Annotated in this window: 24 protein-coding genes; 21 read left to right on the forward strand and 3 right to left on the reverse strand. The window is 43.9% G+C overall.

Translation table 11 applies throughout. The annotated features are described in order from the left end of the window. Positions 1-104 precede the first annotated feature (104 nt). From ABLU95_RS25280 to ABLU95_RS25350, 15 genes are all read left to right on the forward strand, one after another. Positions 105-458, forward strand: a complete 354-nt coding sequence (locus tag ABLU95_RS25280) for a hypothetical protein (RefSeq protein ID WP_042927270.1) — start codon at positions 105-107, stop codon at positions 456-458. Positions 459-517: 59 nt separating this feature from the next. Next, the gene (locus tag ABLU95_RS25285; protein WP_348880495.1) at positions 518-1,375 is read left to right on the forward strand and encodes a hypothetical protein; all 858 of its coding nucleotides are present in this window, start codon (positions 518-520) and stop codon (positions 1,373-1,375) included. After that, on the forward strand, positions 1,372-2,433 hold the full coding sequence (locus ABLU95_RS25290; RefSeq protein ID WP_009652428.1) for an AAA family ATPase: 1,062 nt from the start codon (positions 1,372-1,374) through the stop codon (positions 2,431-2,433). Before ABLU95_RS25285 ends, ABLU95_RS25290 begins: the two co-directional genes overlap by 4 nt. Before the next feature lie 92 nt (positions 2,434-2,525). Beyond that, entirely contained in the window at positions 2,526-3,602 is a 1,077-nt protein-coding gene (locus tag ABLU95_RS25295) for a DUF3150 domain-containing protein (protein ID WP_009652461.1), read from the forward strand. A gap of 64 nt (positions 3,603-3,666) precedes the next feature. Continuing rightward, positions 3,667-5,451 (forward strand): hypothetical protein, encoded by a 1,785-nt coding sequence (locus ABLU95_RS25300; RefSeq protein ID WP_348880496.1) that lies wholly within the window; start codon positions 3,667-3,669, stop codon positions 5,449-5,451. 71 nt (positions 5,452-5,522) lie between these two features. After that, positions 5,523-5,753 carry a hypothetical protein gene (locus ABLU95_RS25305; protein WP_348880497.1) on the forward strand — a complete coding sequence of 77 codons (231 nt, stop codon included), beginning with the start codon at positions 5,523-5,525 and terminating at the stop codon, positions 5,751-5,753. A 110-nt stretch (positions 5,754-5,863) separates the two neighbouring features. After that, positions 5,864-7,108, forward strand: coding sequence for a toprim domain-containing protein (locus ABLU95_RS25310; RefSeq protein ID WP_044351634.1), 1,245 nt, complete (start codon positions 5,864-5,866; stop codon positions 7,106-7,108). 69 nt (positions 7,109-7,177) lie between these two features. Next, positions 7,178-7,717: a hypothetical protein gene (locus ABLU95_RS25315; protein WP_348880498.1), complete on the forward strand. Its 540-nt coding sequence runs from the start codon at positions 7,178-7,180 to the stop codon at positions 7,715-7,717. Positions 7,718-7,980: 263 nt separating this feature from the next. After that, on the forward strand, positions 7,981-8,679 hold the full coding sequence (locus ABLU95_RS25320; protein ID WP_224314191.1) for a hypothetical protein: 699 nt from the start codon (positions 7,981-7,983) through the stop codon (positions 8,677-8,679). Further along, positions 8,666-8,908, forward strand: a complete 243-nt coding sequence (locus ABLU95_RS25325; protein ID WP_044352267.1) for a hypothetical protein — start codon at positions 8,666-8,668, stop codon at positions 8,906-8,908. Before ABLU95_RS25320 ends, ABLU95_RS25325 begins: the two co-directional genes overlap by 14 nt. A 69-nt stretch (positions 8,909-8,977) precedes the next feature. Further along, on the forward strand, positions 8,978-9,418 hold the full coding sequence (locus ABLU95_RS25330) for a hypothetical protein (protein WP_064371180.1): 441 nt from the start codon (positions 8,978-8,980) through the stop codon (positions 9,416-9,418). 9 nt (positions 9,419-9,427) lie between these two features. Continuing rightward, positions 9,428-9,835, forward strand: a complete 408-nt coding sequence (locus ABLU95_RS25335) for a hypothetical protein (RefSeq protein ID WP_064371179.1) — start codon at positions 9,428-9,430, stop codon at positions 9,833-9,835. 41 nt (positions 9,836-9,876) lie between these two features. Continuing rightward, positions 9,877-10,836 (forward strand): DNA replication terminus site-binding protein, encoded by a 960-nt coding sequence (locus tag ABLU95_RS25340; protein WP_044350441.1) that lies wholly within the window; start codon positions 9,877-9,879, stop codon positions 10,834-10,836. Then, positions 10,833-11,588 (forward strand): hypothetical protein, encoded by a 756-nt coding sequence (locus tag ABLU95_RS25345; RefSeq protein ID WP_348880499.1) that lies wholly within the window; start codon positions 10,833-10,835, stop codon positions 11,586-11,588. The genes ABLU95_RS25340 and ABLU95_RS25345 overlap by 4 nt, the downstream gene beginning before the upstream one ends. Continuing rightward, positions 11,588-11,911, forward strand: a complete 324-nt coding sequence (locus tag ABLU95_RS25350) for a hypothetical protein (protein WP_064371178.1) — start codon at positions 11,588-11,590, stop codon at positions 11,909-11,911. The genes ABLU95_RS25345 and ABLU95_RS25350 overlap by 1 nt, the downstream gene beginning before the upstream one ends. A gap of 14 nt (positions 11,912-11,925) precedes the next feature. Here the strand turns inward: ABLU95_RS25350 and ABLU95_RS25355 are convergent, their stop codons facing one another. Next, positions 11,926-12,162 carry a hypothetical protein gene (locus ABLU95_RS25355; protein ID WP_348880500.1) on the reverse strand — a complete coding sequence of 79 codons (237 nt, stop codon included), beginning with the start codon at positions 12,160-12,162 and terminating at the stop codon, positions 11,926-11,928. Positions 12,163-12,190: 28 nt separating this feature from the next. Between ABLU95_RS25355 and ABLU95_RS25360 the strand changes: the two genes are divergently transcribed. Next, entirely contained in the window at positions 12,191-12,508 is a 318-nt protein-coding gene (locus ABLU95_RS25360; protein ID WP_044350433.1) for a hypothetical protein, read from the forward strand. 61 nt (positions 12,509-12,569) lie between these two features. On the opposite strand, the gene ABLU95_RS25365 is transcribed toward ABLU95_RS25360, so the two are convergent. Next, positions 12,570-13,703: a tyrosine-type recombinase/integrase gene (locus ABLU95_RS25365; RefSeq protein ID WP_348880501.1), complete on the reverse strand. Its 1,134-nt coding sequence runs from the start codon at positions 13,701-13,703 to the stop codon at positions 12,570-12,572. Positions 13,704-13,877: 174 nt separating this feature from the next. On the opposite strand from ABLU95_RS25365, the gene ABLU95_RS25370 reads away from it, so the two are divergent. From ABLU95_RS25370 to ABLU95_RS25380, 3 genes are all read left to right on the forward strand, one after another. Then, on the forward strand, positions 13,878-14,132 hold the full coding sequence (locus ABLU95_RS25370) for an Hha/YmoA family nucleoid-associated regulatory protein (RefSeq protein WP_064371177.1): 255 nt from the start codon (positions 13,878-13,880) through the stop codon (positions 14,130-14,132). Positions 14,133-14,217: 85 nt separating this feature from the next. After that, the gene (locus tag ABLU95_RS25375) at positions 14,218-15,285 is read left to right on the forward strand and encodes a hypothetical protein (protein ID WP_348880502.1); all 1,068 of its coding nucleotides are present in this window, start codon (positions 14,218-14,220) and stop codon (positions 15,283-15,285) included. Positions 15,286-15,671: 386 nt separating this feature from the next. Then, complete coding sequence (locus ABLU95_RS25380; RefSeq protein WP_069476592.1) at positions 15,672-16,571, forward strand: RepB family plasmid replication initiator protein; 900 nt, start codon at positions 15,672-15,674, stop codon at positions 16,569-16,571. Between the two features lie 246 nt (positions 16,572-16,817). Here ABLU95_RS25380 and ABLU95_RS25385 read toward each other — a convergent pair whose 3' ends face one another. Beyond that, the gene (locus ABLU95_RS25385; protein ID WP_085551583.1) at positions 16,818-17,852 is read right to left on the reverse strand and encodes a DUF1353 domain-containing protein; all 1,035 of its coding nucleotides are present in this window, start codon (positions 17,850-17,852) and stop codon (positions 16,818-16,820) included. Positions 17,853-18,610: 758 nt separating this feature from the next. Here ABLU95_RS25385 and ABLU95_RS25390 point away from each other — a divergent pair. Then, positions 18,611-18,733 (forward strand): hypothetical protein, encoded by a 123-nt coding sequence (locus tag ABLU95_RS25390; RefSeq protein WP_348880503.1) that lies wholly within the window; start codon positions 18,611-18,613, stop codon positions 18,731-18,733. 558 nt (positions 18,734-19,291) lie between these two features. Further along, positions 19,292-19,592 (forward strand): hypothetical protein (locus ABLU95_RS25395; RefSeq protein ID WP_348880504.1); only part of this gene is annotated, 301 nt, incomplete at its 3' end.

Genomic DNA, 19,592 nt, shown 5'->3' on the forward strand with positions numbered 1-19,592 from the left:
CGTCATATATATAGCGTCTTCTTTATACAAGATACACGCATACCATCCATAAGGAGAAAAGAGACTCCTTCTGGGTCTCTTTTTATTTTTTAAAAGAGGCCTAAATGTTTACTAATCATATTAATACTGTCTGTGTTTCCGGTGAGGTTAATAAGGTTATAATTCGTCCAGAATATGACACTATTATGTTAATACTGGATAACAAACAAGAAATGGAAAATAATGGTAAAGTCGAAATGGTCGTTTCCCCTATCCAGGTGAAGATACCACAAGACCTGTATGATAAGGAATTTAAGGAAATTATTCGAGGTGATAGCCTTATGATTTCTGGTTGTCTTGTTACTGATAAAGTGTCTTCTGGTGAATTCACGGTCGTCAGAGTTCAAGCCCAGAAATTGCTTCATAGAGTACCTAAACCGATAGAAGGCTTTGGCGCTTCAAGGTTCTTAACGCGTTAAATTTCTTTAACCCTATAGGGAGAAATCCCTTTTGGGTTTCTCCGTTGGAGAGACCTATCATGCATTTAAGTAGTAAATTTAAAAGGATTGTTAATGAAAACCAACTTAGTTTTAGCTTCTTTTCATTCGAGGAAGATGAAGTTAAGGAGAAGGTATATAAACCTGTGGTTTCATCTTCAATCAATGAATCTGATATAGGTGACGTATCAACCTATGAATATCAGGAGCTTGATGATTTCGTTTGGTCTGATGAACATATTTCCACATTGTTCTATAAGTTGATGGAATCATCATTTGTAACTGTTCAGTACCATATAGACCATTCCATGGTTTATAAAATCGATTCACATGGTTATCGATATTTAACACCTAAATTAAAATTGGAGTTAGACTGGTACTGTACTAAACAATTTCAAATCGTGTGTCATTACTTTGGATATGACCCCGATGAAATTATTCTGTTTATAAAGTCAAGGCTCTTACTTGAGGTGCGTTCAAGAGAGTCAATGCAAAACCTTATCAATTCATTAAACACTGACAACTTAACATTTTCACACCCTATTATAGGCCCGCTGAAATGGTCAGATTTTTTGGATCCAGGTTATTGCGACTCAAGGAGATCGTTAATTATAAAATGGTCAATAGCAGACAGATTGAAACTCTTTAAAAAGATTTTCGACGAGCAAATGCTAATCCTTGAAAATTTAAGTGAGAATGGTGCATGGACATGGGATCGAATTAAAGATTCATACGTCCTAAAAACTGAAGCCGTTGATTATATTCAGTGGTTATATTCAGATGCATGTAAAGTTATTTCTCATGCATACGGATTTGATTACGGATTACTTTTAAACACTTCAAAAGCCATTATCAAAAACAGACTTTACTATACATATATGAAATGGGGTTATTTATGACACACGCTACCGCCGCTAATAATACATTCAATATTGTTTCTCTTACTGCTAATGAAGATTCAGAATCGGAGATTAAATATTTCGAATCACATGAATTAACCAAAGCAGTAGAATACGAAGATTGTGATGATTACATTCTTGTTCGTGCGAATGAGCATTTTAATGTAAGCAGCTTTTCTGAAAATGACGTTGTACCAATTTTCAAAAAAGTCACTCCTTTTCGTGCACTACTTAATAGTAAGTACCGTCCAAATCCGATAACCCTTCGTCGAATGATCAAGTTGCTCATGAATAATGAGATAACAGCTGGAATTTGTCTGCAAGGAGAGTCAGGGTCTGGTAAAACTGAGCTGGCATTATATATCAGCCACATGCTTAACTGGCCTATCACCATCAAGCAAATCAATAACGAATTATCTATTGATGACCTTGAAGGTATGAGAACGCTGGAAAATGGTAATACACGGTATGTATATAGTGACCTTGTCCAAGGCTATCGTGATGGTCACATCATTCTTCTTGATGAGATTGATAAAATAAATCCCGATACTGCTGCTAAGTTACATATGCCATTAGAACGTAAACCGTGGGCAACTGCGAAAGAAGGAGGCGATTTGATTCATGCAAATCGTTTCACAAGATTTATTGGCACTGCTAATACGAACATGAGCGGAGATGATATGCGTTTCGCTTCTTCACAGTCTCAAGACTCTGCATTTATTAAGCGGTTTTTAATATTGCCGATGTTTAGACCTGACGAAAAAGATATGTATAACGCTGCAGAGGCTCACTTCCCTGAACTGAGTCCTTCATGTTTGAGAGTGTTTGCTAAAGTTGCTTTTGAGCTCAACAATCTGAAAGACGACGAGTTGGTTATGGATATTCGTGAACTCATATCATGGATTGCCACTTCGAAAGTTCTTGATGAAGAAATTTCTGTAGGGTTCACAATTGCATTCACTTCTAAGTTATCTTCTGAAGCAAGAAGTAGGGCGGATATATTGCTTGAACAATTGTTCCCAGAAGAAATGTTTCTTTCAATTTCACAATTGAAGTAGAAAGTTAATCTTAATTCCGTACTTTATAAAACCCCACCGGGAAATATTTTCCCTCTGGGAGATATTTTTCCGGTGTACACTGGAGAAATATCATGGCTAAAATCAAAATTGCTGCTATTGCCGATACCACTCACATCAGCAAATCCGTTCAAACTTTCATTGATCGCCATCCTGAACTTCAAGATGGTGCCGTTATCATTAAGGTAGATGTCGAAGGTTCGCAGGGTCGCCGTCGTACTAATGAAATAAGACAGTTTTTTGTTGAAGATGAAGTATCAGACCAGTCCAGCGTTAGCAAGGTTGAAATTCAATGGATTTCCAGCAAGGCTTTGAACTTTAAAAGCGCCGTGCATACGCGACTAAGTAATTTAAAGCGTAAATATTGCATTCCATTCAGCTCAATGAACATACTTCCGACATCTAAACTGGAGGAGTACTTAATTGAAGTTGAAGCCGTCCGAGAGTACTTCAAAGAAGGTATCCAGAATGCTTTAGAACGTTATGAAGAGTACATTCAGATGGAAAAAGATAGAAGTCCCAAAATTGCAGACTTGATTGAAAAATTGAGAATGACAAAGACAGACTTCGAAAATTCTTTTCTTTTCCAGGTTAGCCACCCTATACCTTTCACACCAATATCAATTGATGGGGAGGATTTAGGTGACCGCTATACAGTTGGTTTAATTAAAGATATCGCGGCGACTGCTGAATCTATTTATGCTTCCTGCACTAAGCCAAAGATTGACCAGACTTTTGTAGAGAAACTTGCTAATTTGAAGGAAAAGGTTGTTAGTTTTATGTTTATGGATGATCGGGCAACTAAAATTGCTGATTCAATTCAAAGCGTATTAAACCACCTTCCGAATGGAAATTTGGATTCGGCCCTTCACATGAGTTTGTTCCGCGAGTGGTTATTACTTTTAAGTGATACTGACCGTTTGAACAAAATCATGGATGGAGATGATTTAGTAACTAGTTTCATTTCCGAAATTAAAAATAGATTTAATGATTTAGATGATAAATTGGTCAATAATTCAAGCTTGAAATTTGTCGATCCGTTTGCAACTAAATCACCTCAGGCTAATACCCAGAGTAGTTCATTACCTTTAGTGTCAAAAAATGATGGCGTGCAGAAAAAAGTAACTTTCGGAACGTCACTCAATTTTTGATTATTCAATTCCCTCGTGGGCATACCCACTTGGGTGCGCCCATTTAATATAATATGGGTGCTTTATGTCTATTAAATTAAGTTCTTCTTTGCGTTCAAAGTTAGCAGCTCAGAATATCGCTCGTGTCATTGGTGCTGACCCTGACCTTACTATTAGGTTTGCTGGTCGCAAAATGAACCCACGAATTGATATGGTTAAAAAAATAATATATTTACCTGATGGTGACTTTAGTAATGATAAATACTGGAAGTTATGCTCTGGTTGGATTAGTCATGAAGGTGGTCATAATCGTTTTACTGAATTAGAAACCTGCATAAGTTTTGAGAATGAGTACCTTTCAAAATTACCAGGTTTTGATCATATATTACCAGATGGTGTTCCTGTTTTCTCTTCAGAAAACGATGAGAAGAAAGCACGAATTAAGTTAAAAAGACTTCATCGGGAAATCAACCTTTTTGAAGACATTCAGATGGAGGAGAAAACTGGGAATCTTTTTCCATTATCTAAATCGATGCTTTCTGAAATATATTCTTTAATGGTTCAAGATGGTTACATGACTGCAGATGGAAAAAATATAGTTTCATATGTGGAAATGTACATTTTAAATAAACTCCGAGTCAACCAATTAGGGCAAGAAGGCATTCCTGAGATTTTAAAAAATTTCTTTGATCTTGCTGATACTACTCTATTAGGTTTGAAAGATCGTTTTGATTCATTAATCGCAGAAGCTACCGGTGTTAATTCAACTCTTATGGCATGTGATTTAGGATTAAAACTTCATGAAGAGTTTGAAAAATTACGTGATGATCTAAAAGAGAAAGAAGAAGAGCAGAAGAAACATGATGATTCTGATGACTCTGATGACTCTGATGACTCTGATGACTCTGATGACTCTGATGATTCTGACAGCTCCGATGATTCTTCTTTAAGTGATAATTCAGATCTAAAACCTGTTCACTCACCCGAACAGATAAAAAAGGCCATAGAGGATCTTGATAATTATCTTGATTCTGACAATGACCAAACACCATCGCATGATTTTCATGAAGCTCTTAAAAAAGCAATTACCGTGATGGCAGCATCATTCAGTGATGAAGATGTTACAAATTACGGGGTTCGCATCGGTTTTATCCGTCTTACTGAAGAGGACTATACTAAAGCACAAAATAATTCACGTGACCTAAGAAAGTTACTTTCTTCTCTATTAAAACAGAATGTCCGCCGTAACAACCGGCTTACAGACCGTGGAGCTCGCCTTCATGGAAGAAAGCTTGTTGAAGTACCTATGGGCGCAACATCTGTCTTTAAGAAAGGTGGGGATGGATGGAAGCGATCTGACGTGGGTATAGTTAATCTACGTGATATCTCGGCATCTATGTATGAAGTTGGTGAACTAGCTTTAAATGCTAACCTCGCTTTTACCTTGGCTTGTGAGTCGGTAAACAATATTGATGTTGCTGATGTTGTTTATCCGGTCCAGAAAGAAGGTTTTATAGACATTCTTAAGCCATTTAACGAATCAGTTGCTCACAATTTCTCTGATTACGAAAATGTAAGTAGCGGATTACATACTCCAACTGCTGAAGCGATAAATGAATGCGTAGAATATTTATTACGTTTCAATTTTACACATAAGGTTATTTTTATAGCGACAGATGGTTTACCGTCTAGTCCTGTAGAATGCGTTAGCAGAGCAGTTGAACATGCCAAGAAACATGGTATAGAAATTGTCTGTATCGGTTATGGCATTGAAAAACCACAAGGCTTCGACGGCGTTTATTTTAAAACAATAAACGATATATCTGAATTAATTCCTTTGTATAAGGAATTAATCAGAAGTCTGGTCTAAATTTAAATACCTTCCCCTGCGGGCTTATATACCCGCCTGGGTGTATTTGCTCGCCTTTTAGGAGCAAATATATGAAAGGTGAAAAATATATTAAGCGTGTCCGAGTTGACTCTCGTCAATTGGACGGTGGAATGATCGGAACCAAGATATACGTTACTGAAGGAGAAGTTGTTGACGGTATATTGCCGGTTGAACGTCTTGTGCGTGATTCCAGCTTTTCCGAGGAAAATTCTGAAGTAATGGACTCAGTAGTTGACAAACTGGTGAGTAAATATCGGAATAACGGTTACGAAATCTTATAAATGAATGTGCCACCCTGTGGCACTTCCTTCATTCTGCGTTGTGGGTTTCTCAATGTTATCTGCACAGCAGTAGGCATTGTGAAACCCACAATGTCAGCCAGGAGAATATTATGAGTCATTCTACAAGTTCTAATTTACCGGCTAAATCACCAATGCAGCATGCACAAGAGACATTTGACCTCGTCAAGTCTCATGTTCATCAATTGGGTGGATGGCGTAATGTTCTGTCCTTTTATCCTGAATTTCATGAGGCGTTAGAAAAAGCACCTCGCTCCGTAAAATGCCCGTTTACAGGCGACGGCAAAACGAAATTTAGATTTAAAGACCGTTCACTAGAAAGTGTTCATGCTATACATGAAGATTATCCACATAATGCATTCATTGATGGCATTGATTTAATTGCTGAACTTAAAAATGTTAGTAAAACGCAGGCAGCTAAAGACATTCTGGAAATGATGGGTGTTTCTAAAGTCAGAAAGTTGAATGAAGCTGATCGCGTTAATATCGTTCTTTATGAGAAAAAAGCTTCATCTTTCTCCGATATCGGTGAGGAGGAAAGGCTTGATCGCATAAAGAAATTAGAAGCTGTATACAAATATACTAACGTTGCGACTCCTGATTCTTTAGTAGCGCGATATCTTTCAGGGCGCGGAATCAAGAGGATTCTCACAAAGTTACCTGCAAGCCTGGGGTTAAATCCAAAAATGCGTTACTGGCATGGTGCTAATAAACCTGCCAGCTTTCACCCCACGATGGTTGCTATCTTTAACGATAAGTTAGGTCGCAATTGCACTATCCATAAAACTCATCTTAGTGATGATGGGCTTGTAAAAGCAGATGTTGAAAACCCAAAGTTAATGATGAAACCGGTCTATCAGATGAATGGTGGCTCGATCCAGTTGTTTAAACCAACCTATGATGAAATGTCTAAGGCTTGGTTTTTGGGTATCAGCGAAGGTATAGAGAATGCGTTGTCTGTAACTGAGGCAACTTCAATACCATGCTGGGCATCTTCAAGTTCTACGTTTATGGAAATGCTGGAAATTCCTGATCATTTTATGCCTCCTTCTGATTGCGAGTTCATCGAATTGACAATTTGGGCAGATAAAGATCGGGTTAATCCAAAAACAGGTAATGCTGCGGGAGAAACTGCTGCACAGGTTCTTAAGACCCGAATGGAACCATTATTCGCTGCACGCTATCCTCACGCGAATGTCCATGTTCACATTTTCTTACCAGAAATTGATATTCCTGATGGTAAGAAAGGTGTCGACTGGAATGATGTGCTGATACTCAATGGGACAGAAACTTTTCCTGGTAAACTTGAAGAAAAGTTTTTCGACCTGATTAAGTAATTATCATAACCCATACAGGGAGAGTTCTCCCTGTGGGGGCTCTCTCATTTAACATTAAGAGAGCCTGTTATGAACAATATTTCTGCAATTGATATTGAATCGGTATTCGCCTGGGTAAAAGATAACTTCATTTTGAAGCATTCCTCCACTCTTGTTAATACACCGTGGTATGACTACGACATAGAGACAGATTTGCGTTTAATCAAGCAAGCCTTAATCAATGGTAACTCTGAATTTATCTACGTTGTTCGCGATCATGGCACCATGTTGCTTTTGTTATCTGAATTTCACTCCTCCATGGCACTTGATTGGGATGGTAGTGAGGACTTTGCATATTATCATTGTAAAATGTTTAGCATGCAGAGCGTCCGTCTCACAAAGCAAAATGCCGGTGTTCTGTTAGATCGAGGGCCTTTACTTAAGTCTTTTAGCGGTGGCAACAAAAACACCTATCTGAAAGAGATTTTAGATTTTGTTAATAATAAAGGTTTTAACTTCGATCCCGTACGGTCACTCTTTGACTGCCTTCACATCGGAGAGGAGTTAAACCTTCCCTCAATGAAGAACTTCATTGCGCGAGTTGAAAACCATCTTCGCTGCTTAAATTAATTCTTCATTGTTGTCTATAAAAAAGAGCGCATATTTTATGCGCTTTTTTTTTGCCAAAAATTTTTCTCTAAGTCTGATTTTTAGTCCCTTAGTCCAGAAACTTTGCCTTTCTACTGTGATTTAATAGTTTAAAGGAGGGCTGATGAACTACAGACACGAATGCTATGGCCTAGAAAAGTTACTTTTGGCCGATGATGATTTCCTTCTCTACCTTTTTGGTGGGGACAATGCTGAAGCTTTACGTACGGACTTGAAATTGCGTTATGCAGCCGGTGAACGACTTATCACAACGCAAAATTGTCCAGACTTTTCACCTGTCAGGGGTTGCCCTGGGCATGAGAGAGAGTGTGTTGATGAGTAACCCGTATGACCTTTCAATGTATTCATTACTGGTTGTGATGGTCATTTTGGCCCTTGTTTCAACGTGGTATGCAAAAGACCACAAAATAAACTTTTATTTGTTCCTTCTCAGCATAGTTACTTTTGTTGCTTTATTGGCTGTCGGGCTTATCAACTGGTTCGTTGAAGGCTCAGTTTATGGTGCTTTAATCACAAGTGCAGGTATCATTTGTCTCAGTATGACCAGACTGAGACTGTTAGTTTATCGCTATAGCATTAAGGCCAGTGTTAAAAGCATCGTATCTTCGGTTACTGATGGTAGAAGGGTGGTTTTCATTGCTCACGATAATTTAGACCTGAGAGAAGTCGTCTTATCCTTGTTCAGCCATCACTTACCAACACAATCACGCATAGTACGTGGTCCTCTGGGTTTCGGAATGGATAATGATATTGATTTCATAAAACAACATAACCTTTCTGATCAGGGGTACCTGGTTATCTTCTTAAACCAGGAAGATTCATACTCATGGTTAAAGCTCATCGCAGATGGTGCACCAGAAAAGGCAGTTGCTTTTAATTTTGATTATATTCCAGATCTGGAGAGCAAACATGAAAACGAATGATGTGCATGGCGCAGCTGACGGCTTGCCGGTGAACACGCTTGTCATTGACACAGCAACAGCACGTCGTTTTGAATGTGTAAAAGAGAGGGTGCGTAGACTCGGGTTCAATAACATATCCGACCCTGAAATTATTGACGCAATCTTGTCTGAAATAACAACAGCTGATGCTGCTGGTATTATTATCGAGTACAAATTAAAAAATACCAAACCTCTGCTCTCGATAGATTAGGGCTTTACAGAGCATTTTTTTATGCTTTCATATTCATTAATGAAAAAAAAGAGAACCTAAAAATTGAATATGATTTTCAAAGAAGAAATAGTCCTGGGTATCTACAGCTGGTTGCATATGACACCTGTCAGCATATTGGTCAGAAATATTACCAGTGATGGTGGCTCTTTTGCCATCGTTCGTTTGACGGTTGACAGCAGAGGAGTTCAGATGGGCCCAAAGGCCCAGGGCCAGCTCCTCTGTTCATTTAGTTTTAATGTTGATGAGACCTATGTGGCAGATACCGAGGAAGGCCCCCGGATTATGAAAGCCGAAATGATGAACGCGGTTATGCAGATTGTTCCTGACTACATTGAGCTTACGGATCGTCAAACCCATGCAATCAGGGAAGAAGTTTCCGTGTTTGATCGAGTTTGTGCAATGCGCCTTACCGGTGGTCACGGGAGCTCAAAGTCGCTGTGGGAGAACGATATCCTCCCACGCATGAAGAGCCATAGCCAATTACAGTGAGGCAGGACGATGGGTAAAGTGCACAGTATCGGAAACATTACCTGGAAGAACTACGAAAGTGCATCGTTTAAAGCCTATGCCGGTATCGGGGCAATTTTAAGCCTTGGACTCATTACAGCGACGGTGCGTAACTATGAAATCCTGCAGATGACGGTTCCGTATTCATGGTATCTCTACTTTACGGCATTCTGGCTACTTTATCCGTCCTTTAGGATCTCTTTCAGCGAACACGCCGGGCGAATGTTCATTTCGTGGGGATTTTACGGCCTGAAGCTGATAACGATTAACCGGCCTGTCCCTGCTGGTTACTGGCTCGTGTCGATGGAGAAAACACGATACCGGTTGATTCGGGTGTGTCAGGACGGACGTCGCCTGCCGCTATGGCTGACATTCAGAACTTTACCTGAATTCATTTAACGACTAACGTCCGCCCTCGGGAAACATGATCGGGAGATGAAATGAATACTGACTTCGCACATTACAATGAAGAGCAACTACGCAAACTCGATGAGCTGCACAGTTTACTCCAGGATAGCGAGATCGGATCAGCTTACCTTGCTTCGCTCCCGGAGCCACGAAGCATGGAGGAGTATCATCCCCCACAGGAAATTAAGGTGACTCACTCGGTGCCTGGCCTCGACACCCTGGTGGACATTTACCGGCAGCAGCGGGTTGATAAAGGCTTGGCGAAAAATGAACCTTATTCAACCAAAATCACCCGTAAATACCCCGGGTTTATTGTCGTCAATAATAATCATGACGAAGTGTTGGCGCTGGTAGGAGAAATCAACCGGCTACGGGATAAGTTTGCTGATGCGGTCAAAAGTATCACTCAATACAGGGACTCCCGGTCAGAAATTCTGCATCAGGTTTGCCCGTGGCTGGTGACCCTGCAGGCATCCCGTAACATCCGCATCGTGACTGAGAAAATTCGCACACTCGGTTTCACCTGGCAAATTCCGGTCGTTCATAAATTCACCCGCCTGGAAACGGTTATTGATCGCTTACGCAGGGAACTAACGGCACTACAGCCTGATATCAGGTTGACTATACAGGATGTTAAGCGACTGAAGCAGGAGCGTAGTGAGGAAATCATGATGTTGTCATTGCTCAATGAAGAGGTCAGCCATGAAGATGAGCAGTTGAGGAAGTTTCGCATCATCCGGGAAAGTAACTTTCCTGCTGTTAACGTCAATATCAGGTACACCAGTCCACATGATCCTGATGACGTGTCCGGACCGTACAAACTCAACTTCAGAGCCCCTTTACCGTTAATTTTGTTCAGTGAGCCGGGCCGTTTTAACCCGTTAAAAGATTACGAAAAAGGTGAAAGGCAGAAGCGCGGAAATGTTGATGAAAAATATCGATCTGTCCTGCCCCGAATTGGGCTGGTGGAAGTGATTAAGGAGTCGGCATGAGCCGGATTTTAACCGGTATTTGTCATGCGGACCCGGCCAACAGGCTTTACGAGGTCGCGGTCAGTCGGGGAATATCGTTTGTGAACGCGAAGGAACGTTTCCGGGTTCAGATCAGTTTTAAAAATGCTATGACGCAACCGAGTGAAGACAGATTTCTGGCTGAGTTACTGACAGTTCATCATTTCCTCTCGGATCCCTCCATTCTGTGGCATATGGAGAAACAGGTTTATGCCAGTACCACCTTATGGGCCAGTACATCGGCCTGGCTGCCTGATATCTATCAGCGCAAAGCCAGTACGCCCGGCGTGGTAAAGATCATCCGGTATATGCATGCTCTGTTCCCGAGACTCAACACATCGGTGGAAACCAGTGAGCAGGGCTACGGGCAGGCTCTGACCAGCACGAGTCTTGAAGTTCCTTCCTGGCCTGCGATGCCACAGTTTGACTGCGAACTGGGTACAGTCCAGATCACGATGGGAGGGATGATCCGTTACACAGAAACCATGAGCAATAAAAATTGCAGAAACCCACTTGCACTGATGATGAAGAGTTTCAGGAAAGGGATGATCCCCGTAGATAAACTGCCAGAGAGCAAGACAGCAAGACTTTTGCCACTCGATATGAATACCGCTGGTGAGGTTTTTTCTCACACCACCTGGCCGAGATATCGCTATGTGTTTGCTCCAGGCGAGGGCGGCATTAAGAAACTGGTAAATGTGGTCAGGCTGAAATTAAAACCCCTGGAGGAATAATGAATTATGCAATTTTCATGGTCGTAACCGCCCTGTGTGCGTATGGCCTTAATTTTTTGACAAGCAAAATCGGGGCCGGTGCGAGCCAGAATATTCGGGGCGACGGCACGGAAGGGATGTCCTTACGGTGTATCATTTCATTTATTCTGCTTCTCGTAGCTTTATTTTTGCCCATCAAACCGGCAGTGATTCATCTGGGGGTGGAATTTGCTGCACTGGTAAATTTCATTGCCTGTGTGGTTCTTTACACCCTGGCGGGTATCAAGGTAAAACGGAGATTGAAAAAACAACGGAAAGCCGAAAAGGCAGACCAGAAACGCTAACAAATTAAATCACCCTAATTTTCCTTCGTGAAACGCACCAGAAGCCATTCTGGAGCAAGATAAGACATTTCTTCGTCTTCCTGCCGTACGGCCGCATAATGAAGGAACAGGGGCGTTTCACAATGACAGGGTAAATGAGGCTGAGTCTGCATCCATTCAGAAAGGCGCTGAGTATTGATTTCACTGATTGTGTGGTTTTGGCTGAAACTTTCCCCGCCTGCAGCCAAGGTGAACACAAGCGTAATAGCCATTCTTTTTTACATTCCATCCGGAGGGACAATGAATAATAAACGAACCATTACTACTCGTGAGCAAATAAAAGTAAATGGAGAGATTAAAGAAAGAACAGCCACACATATTGTCACAGGTGCACATGGGTACGAAACACTCTGCACAAGTGGTTATAATATCGACAGGAATGAGCAGGGTGAAATTATCCATAATTGCGAGAAAATAGCCGAAGATGAATTACCGGTTACCTGTCCAACGTGTCGTGTTGTCTGGTTTCATACCCATGAATTCAGTCTGACTGACTTCGACACACTATCAGAAAAAGGTAATTTTGTATTAACCGGTTTAAAGGAGATTAATATTTAACGACGGTTCATTAACCCCCACACCACGTTAACACCTGCCTGCCGGTATCTCAGGACTCTGGTTATATGTCGTCCAGATGATTGCGCATAAAGCTCACCATGGCTTTTTCACTGGCAAGGTATGCCCTGATATACCGGAAAACCATTTTCGGATCAGACCAGTTCCCCATCTCCGTAATTTTCTCCAGAGTGTATCCGTCCCTAAACAGTTCAATAGCCCCCCCGACTCGCACACTGTGCCCTGTCCACTTAATGTACCGGCCAGACTGCCGGTTATCACCCACTTTACCGGCTATATCCCACAGGCGCGAAAATGCCTGGTTCAGTGAATTGGAGGACAGAATACCGACATCCTCTCGTGTGACCTGTGAGTCCTTCTGCAGCTGAGTGAGCAACGCCTGATTGAAGCCAGTCTTCAGGAGCATGTTATCTATAGATTTGCCTCTGGACAGCTTACTGCTGGTGGCCGGAAAATACCGGTTTGTATGGACGTTGACAGGTTGAAACAGGTAACGGTTCCCGAAGGTTTCTGTATCCGTATACTCCACCGTTTCAATCAGTCGCCTGACGTGTCGGCTGCACTGTGGCGAAAGTTGAAACGTCAGGTTGCTCGACAGGCTTGTTTTGGTCCGCATCACATCCAGAAGGTAACAGGCACTGTCATTTTGCCATTTGAGGTCACCGGTTTTAATCCTCCTGATTTCCACGTTGCGCAGCAGCGTTTCAAAACCAACCCAGATCATAGCCAGGTCACGGATATCCCTGACGTCGTCGCTCTTCTGGAGGGCCCGACGGAGTATATTGAGGTCTGCAACCATAAAAGGAAGCGCCTGGCCGGTAACCACTTTTTTCTCATTTTCCCGCGCCCGCCAGACCTGGACAAGCGCTTTAATAAGAACGTTGCGGAAGTCAGGGAATCCGAGACTCCCGTTAACGCTCGCAAGGCAAGCAATGAAATGAGAAATGGTCGCCATTTTGACGGATCCATTCAGCCCGTTGATATAACGTTCAACATCAACAGCAGCCACAGGGAAGGGCGTCAGGCCATTTTTGGCACACCATGACGACCAGACACGGGTGGTCCTTAACTGGCTTCTCGCAGTGTTGTAGCGGCGGAAACGTAATAGCTTAAGCGCATCTAGTGCGCTCATGTCATCGGGCCGGGATAGGGCTATCAGCTTCGTTCTATCTGTCATGGAAGATCTCATGTCTTTTAACAGCACTGGTTTTATAACCAGTATACTAACAGTATTTTTGTTCAAAGCCAGGAACAATAACAAAAAACCAGAAATGCCCGACTTGCCAGTCTGTTGGCATTCATTTATTGTTTTCGAAAGTATTGAGTGTTTTAAACCTGCCCCGGAGCGCCGTTGTTGAAAAGCCCAAATGCTGAAAGCAACCTCAGAGAAGTTTATCTCCTGAAGTTCAGAAAATGCAGTACAACAGAAACCCTTGATAAAGTTTTTGAACGTATCCAGGATAAATTAAACGAGGAAGGTGGACCAATAAACGAGATTATCAGTCTGAATGGGGCTTATGACCACCGCAGGGCTGAGATTTATATGAAAAAGATATATGACAAAATACCCGCCTCTGTGTGGAGTCTCATTCCTGATGATATTTAAATAACTTCCAGTTAATCATGTTATTTCCGGTTTGAGTAAAGCGGTTGATGTAGAATATTTTATTTGCATTAAACGAGGAATCAACATGAAACGCAATGCACGAAAGTGGATCCCATTTGGTTTTGATAAAGACACAAATAAAATCGTTGATATTGCCAGTGTTGAAAATGGTCTTTCGTGCAACTGTATTTGCCTCATCTGTGGCACCTCTCTCATAGCCAGACAGGGACAAAGTAAAAAATGGCATTTCAGCCACTCCACGGATGTTAAAGGCGTTTGCAGTGAACTGACCTTACAACATCTAAAAAAATACATTCAGATGAAGATACAGGAGAAAAAATTTCTGGCTCTTCCACACCTTTTGCACGGTAAGGAAAAAGGTGTTGTCACACTTAAAAACATCACCGCTGGTGGGATTGTATGCGGGCTGAATGCTGACCTTATCGGGCAGTGTAATGACACAACTATCGGGATCTTCATCAATGATACAGCTGAGGACATCCAGCCAAATCCAGACCTGTTAGCCCAGACCGGCCAGCTGGCGCTGGTTGAGATAGACGCGGTTCGAATAGAAAGCATCGTCGCTCCATACCGGGAGAAGGGAGATGGTATAAAGCTGATGGATGCGGTAGAAAAGTTACTTTTCGTTTCTGAGGAAGCGAAAAAATGGATCTACCATCCAATGATGAAAACGGTTAAGCCTGATGCCTTACACCAGTACAAGAGGGAGTTCACCAGCAGTGGTAATCAGCTTCTTGCGTTGATCCCGCATGAACTGCCGATAAGCATGAATGTATTACCGTCGTCACCGTCTCTGCAGTGGCATCATTTAAGGTGCACCTTAAACCTTCTCTGTAGCTTAAGCCGCGCCGATATCCCTCCAGGAAGTAAAGCGTTTGACGAGTTGGTATATTTTATCCCACGCCTGCTTGAGGCTTCAGAATCTATCAATGTCCCGGCATACGAACGATGGTACGACTTTTTTTTACGTAAGAGAGGTGATGGTGAACTGAATGAGGCTGAACTGGCATTCATAGGGTTCATCGTCAAAATAATCAACTGGAATATGTCTATCCATCAACTACCTGGTTTTGATGGTAAAAAGGCTTTCCATGACTGGTTTCTGATACATAACCCAAATAAGTCGCTTTAGAAGATGATTTCAACACAATACGATAAACAGTGAATGTTTATGGGTCACTTCATTGTAATGAGAAGACGAGAAGGTAAATCTAAGCATGTATGTTAAACCAGGCCTCGCTTTCCACCGGCACAGTTTTTTCTGATTGTAGTTTTCCACAGGATAGATCCAATAACTGATCCATAGAGGATCCAGAGAGTACCAAAAAGATCCCGGATCGTCAGAAGCCTTGTGCCGCTTGGCTTAAAAGGGGATTGCTGTCTACTGTATGCTAAATAATGTCTACTGTAATCTACAATATGTCTACTGAATGCTATATATTGTCTATTGTATGCTATAAAAATGTCTACTGTATGCTATCTTTTAACTGATTTATTCATACTTAGGACTTAAGGAAAATGTCTAGCAAAATCAATGAGTCATTCTTGCATGTTGAAGAGACAAACCAGAGTACTGGCGAAGTTATTATCCTTTCTTCCACATCAGAGACTAGTGTTCAGACGGTTCCGCTTATGCGTCTAGGTGTCTTTGTCCCGACATTAAAATCCACGAATAAAGCTATCGCTAAAAAACCTAATGTAGGATCCAACATTAATGCTTCAGACGACCTTAGGCATTTAGAGATAGCGAAATCAGAAGGCTTTGAGAGGATAACCATTTCCGGACCAAGGCTAGATATGGATACAGATTTCAAAGTCTGGACCGGGATCATCTCGGTCCTGACGGATAATGAGCTTGAATCGAATGATGATGGCACGATATCTATTCGATTCACTGAATTTGCTATGCGATGTGGTTTCTCACGTGGACGTCTTAAGGCTGAGTTTCGTGAGAAAATCAAGGATTCACTACGTAAGCTCATGTCAAATGTAGTCGAGTTCTCTAAGGATAGGGGAACCAACATTGAAGTGACAAAATTTGTTCAACTCATTGGTGAGTCCACTGTTGATATTGGCAATGACAAAGTCATCCTGACCCCATCAAAAACTCTGAAGGATCTGTATGTAGGGGAATACAAGATACTCCTGAAGTTAAGGGCCCTTAAAGCCCTCGCTCGTAAGGAATCGGCACAAGCTTTATACACGTTCATTGAGGCTCTTCCTCCTAATCCCATCCCCGTTAGTATTGAACGTTTTAGAAAACGATTGTCTCTGACTTCGAGACCGGCTCTTCAAAACTCTACAGTACGAAAGGCGCTTAAGCAGTTGGAAGATATCGGATATCTTGAATACCAAGAGCTTAAAGAAGGTAATAAGATCGCATTTCAGATCATCAAGAGAAATCCGTCTTTAAAGTAAACGGTTTGTGTACCGGCAAATGACCTCAGAAGGGAGATTGTCTACTGTAGTCGATGCCGGTGGAGGAGAGCAGAGAGCTGGCCGCTGCAGGGAGAATGTCTACTATACTCGATGCTGGTGATGGGTATATGGGAGCCTTGGGTGGTAGACTTTGCTTGCTCTTGGTCATACTGGTTGCAACTAACCGGTGAAGAAACGGCCAGTTGCACACAGGTTACATTCACTTCTATCACATGCATTGGTGAACTAGGTTTTAATTGCTGATGTTCGTGAGTCTGCAAGCAACTCAATTGCAGGAAGGTCAAGGTTCTCTTGTTCTATCCGTATGCAGTCTGCGATAAATGAATCGGCATCGAAAGCTTCAGTCGGAAATTCCGTTGACACCATTGACGTACTTTTCGCCACCCCAAAACTTGCCAGTTCGATCGATGGAATATTGATCCAGCGCGGCCCGAATCGATATACCGCATAGAACATGATACGTGCCTTGAGGTAGGGAACACCGCTGCATAGCATCGCGTCATGGAACATTCGGTGTACGTCAGGCCAGGGTTGAGTACGTATGTCGCAAAAATGATCATGAACGATGGACGCGTTACGATAAGGCCCTTCGAGCGGTCCACCTATTAGGGACCAGAAAACACGCGGTATGGAAGCTCCGTCCACAATGGTGTCGATAGGGACGTTCCATTCTCGATCATTCATCGAGATGTACCCAAATGGTCGCTTCAGTTGCATACTACGGCCATCATCCAGCCATTCGGTTAGTGGTGGCAGGTTGGTGAAGTGCCCTGGGCCAATGACTACGTCGTCATCATATTCTAAGTCCCGTAACCACTGGGTCGCTGTCCATGGCAAATAAGCTGGACGCAAAATAGAATACAGATCATGCCTTCGAGTGATGGGACGAATGCGTACTTCAGCATTCTGTTTACGAGCAATATCGACAGTTACGGTTTTGCTTCCTCCCCCGCCAGCTTCAAGCATTCGACCGTCTCCCCACGCCAACGCGACATGAAATACTCCTTTATCAGTACCAAAAAAAAGCAGGTCGCCAACTTCAGCATCATCAGCCATTGGCACCGGAGAACTGTACCCATTATTGCTGAAGTGTTGATACAGACCTGCGGCCGTATTATCACGGGGAGGGTCCAGGTTTATGAGTGACAGGGCAAACTGAACAAAACCTGAACAATCATAAGCATCCGGTCCGTTTGCACCCCAGATGTAGGGCTTACCGATTTCACTCTCGCATCGTTTAATCCACGTTTTTAGGTCCATTTAAGCTCCCACACTGGAATGTAGTCAGATAGTTAACCGCTAGACTTAGGACTCTTTGGGACTTTCAGCTGTTGAAGACGATCTCGAAGCAACCACCTGTGTGGTTTAGTGACAAAAACGGAAAAATAGCAAAGCGCACACTGAGAAGTATAGACCAGTTGGTTATACGAAAGCTTGCCGCAACATGAGAGTTGTCTACTGTAGCCGACGTTGGTCGAGGTGAACCGGCAGCTGGCCGCAACAGGAGAGTTGTCTACTGTAGTCGACGCTGGTGGAGGCGAACCGGCAGCTGGCCGCAACAGGAGAGTTGTCTACTGTAGTCGACGCTGGCGGAGGTGAACCGGCAGCTGGACGCAGCAGGAGAGATGCCGCTGCAGGGGGAATTGTCTACTGTAGTCTACGCTGGCGGCGGGGAGTTGGTAGCGGGCCGCAGCAGGGTGAATGTCTACTGTGGTCGATGCCGGTGGCGGGGAACCGGGAGCGGCCGCAGCCGGGGAAATGTCTACTGTAGTCGACGCGGTGACGACGCACCGGCAGCTGGCCGCAGCAGGGAAAATATCTACTGTGATCTATACTGGCGGCGGAGTCCCGGGTGCGGGTCGCCGCAGGGTGAATGTCTACTGTAGCCGACGACGGTGACGGGGAACCGTGAGCGGCCACAGCAGGGTAAATGTCTACTGTAGTCGACGTCGGTGGCGGGCCACAGCAGGGTAAATGTCTACTGTTGTCGACGTCGGTGGCGGGCCACAGCAGGGTAAATGTCTACTGTAGTCGACGTCGGTGGCGGGCCACAACAGGGTAAATGTCTACTGTGGTCGATGCCGGTGGCGGGGAACCGGGAGCGGCCGGAGCCGGGTAAATGTCTACTGTGGTCGACGTAGGTTGCGGCGTCCCGGGGAGCGGACCACGGCTAGGTAAATGTCTACTGTAGCCGACGCCGGTGGTGGGGAGCTGGTAGCGGGCCGCAGCAGGGTAAATGTCTACTGTAGGCGACGCCGGTGACGGGGAGCTGGTAGCGGGCCGCAGCAGGGAAAATGTCTACTGTAGCCGACGCAGGTGGCGGGGAGCTGGTAGCGGGCCGCAGCAGGGAAAATGTCCACTGTAGCCGACGCAGGTGGCAGGGAGCTGGTAGCGGGTCGCAGCAGGGAAAATGTCTACTGTGGTCGACGCCGGTGACGGGCAGCTGGTAGCGGGCCACAGCAGGGTGAATGTCTACTGTGGTCGATGCCGGTGGCGGGGTGTTGGTAACGGGCCGCAGCAGGGTGAATGTCTACTGTGGTCGACGCCGGTGGCGGGGACTGGTAGAGGGCCGCAGTCGGGTAATTGTCTACTGTAGTCGATGCCGGTGGCGAGGAGTTGGTAGCGGGCCGCAGCAGGGTGAATGTCTACTGTGGTCGATGCCGGTGACGACGCCCCGGCAGCTGGCCGCAGTCGGGGAAATGTCTACTGTAGTCGACGCGGTGACGACGCCCCGGCAGCTGGCCGCAGCAGGGAAAATGTCTACTGTAGTCGACGCGGTGACGACGCACCGGCAGCTGGCCGCAGCAGGGAAAATGTCTACTGTAGTCGACGCGGTGATGACGCCCCGGCAGCTGGCCGCAGCAGGGAAAATGTCTACTGTAGTCGATGCGGGGACGGCGCTCCTGCAGCTGGCCGCAGCAGGGAAAATGTCTACTGCAGTCGACGCGGGGACGGCGCTCCTGCAGCTGGCCGCAGCAGGGAAAATGTCTACTGCAGTCG

It is taken from the genome of Klebsiella sp. GG_Kp146, assembly GCF_040061975.1.
In the GTDB taxonomy this organism is placed as follows: Bacteria; Pseudomonadota; Gammaproteobacteria; order Enterobacterales; family Enterobacteriaceae; genus Klebsiella; species Klebsiella quasipneumoniae.

Excerpts from the sequence above, each read along its gene's own strand:
- ABLU95_RS25280 (WP_042927270.1), top strand. The coding sequence starts at position 105 with ATGTTTACTAATCATATTAATACTGTCTGTGTTTCCGGTGAGGTTAAT.
- ABLU95_RS25285 (WP_348880495.1), top strand. The coding sequence starts at position 518 with ATGCATTTAAGTAGTAAATTTAAAAGGATTGTTAATGAAAACCAACTT.
- ABLU95_RS25290 (WP_009652428.1), top strand. The coding sequence starts at position 1,372 with ATGACACACGCTACCGCCGCTAATAATACATTCAATATTGTTTCTCTT.
- ABLU95_RS25295 (WP_009652461.1), top strand. The coding sequence starts at position 2,526 with ATGGCTAAAATCAAAATTGCTGCTATTGCCGATACCACTCACATCAGC.
- ABLU95_RS25300 (WP_348880496.1), top strand. The coding sequence starts at position 3,667 with ATGTCTATTAAATTAAGTTCTTCTTTGCGTTCAAAGTTAGCAGCTCAG.
- ABLU95_RS25305 (WP_348880497.1), top strand. The coding sequence starts at position 5,523 with ATGAAAGGTGAAAAATATATTAAGCGTGTCCGAGTTGACTCTCGTCAA.
- ABLU95_RS25310 (WP_044351634.1), top strand. The coding sequence starts at position 5,864 with ATGAGTCATTCTACAAGTTCTAATTTACCGGCTAAATCACCAATGCAG.
- ABLU95_RS25315 (WP_348880498.1), top strand. The coding sequence starts at position 7,178 with ATGAACAATATTTCTGCAATTGATATTGAATCGGTATTCGCCTGGGTA.
- ABLU95_RS25320 (WP_224314191.1), top strand. The coding sequence starts at position 7,981 with ATGCAGCCGGTGAACGACTTATCACAACGCAAAATTGTCCAGACTTTT.
- ABLU95_RS25325 (WP_044352267.1), top strand. The coding sequence starts at position 8,666 with ATGAAAACGAATGATGTGCATGGCGCAGCTGACGGCTTGCCGGTGAAC.
- ABLU95_RS25330 (WP_064371180.1), top strand. The coding sequence starts at position 8,978 with ATGATTTTCAAAGAAGAAATAGTCCTGGGTATCTACAGCTGGTTGCAT.
- ABLU95_RS25335 (WP_064371179.1), top strand. The coding sequence starts at position 9,428 with ATGGGTAAAGTGCACAGTATCGGAAACATTACCTGGAAGAACTACGAA.
- ABLU95_RS25340 (WP_044350441.1), top strand. The coding sequence starts at position 9,877 with ATGAATACTGACTTCGCACATTACAATGAAGAGCAACTACGCAAACTC.
- ABLU95_RS25345 (WP_348880499.1), top strand. The coding sequence starts at position 10,833 with ATGAGCCGGATTTTAACCGGTATTTGTCATGCGGACCCGGCCAACAGG.
- ABLU95_RS25350 (WP_064371178.1), top strand. The coding sequence starts at position 11,588 with ATGAATTATGCAATTTTCATGGTCGTAACCGCCCTGTGTGCGTATGGC.
- ABLU95_RS25355 (WP_348880500.1), bottom strand. The coding sequence starts at position 12,162 with ATGGCTATTACGCTTGTGTTCACCTTGGCTGCAGGCGGGGAAAGTTTC.
- ABLU95_RS25360 (WP_044350433.1), top strand. The coding sequence starts at position 12,191 with ATGAATAATAAACGAACCATTACTACTCGTGAGCAAATAAAAGTAAAT.
- ABLU95_RS25365 (WP_348880501.1), bottom strand. The coding sequence starts at position 13,703 with ATGACAGATAGAACGAAGCTGATAGCCCTATCCCGGCCCGATGACATG.
- ABLU95_RS25375 (WP_348880502.1), top strand. The coding sequence starts at position 14,218 with ATGAAACGCAATGCACGAAAGTGGATCCCATTTGGTTTTGATAAAGAC.
- ABLU95_RS25380 (WP_069476592.1), top strand. The coding sequence starts at position 15,672 with ATGTCTAGCAAAATCAATGAGTCATTCTTGCATGTTGAAGAGACAAAC.
- ABLU95_RS25385 (WP_085551583.1), bottom strand. The coding sequence starts at position 17,852 with ATGGACCTAAAAACGTGGATTAAACGATGCGAGAGTGAAATCGGTAAG.
- ABLU95_RS25390 (WP_348880503.1), top strand. The coding sequence starts at position 18,611 with ATGTCTACTGTAGTCGACGTCGGTGGCGGGCCACAACAGGGTAAATGT.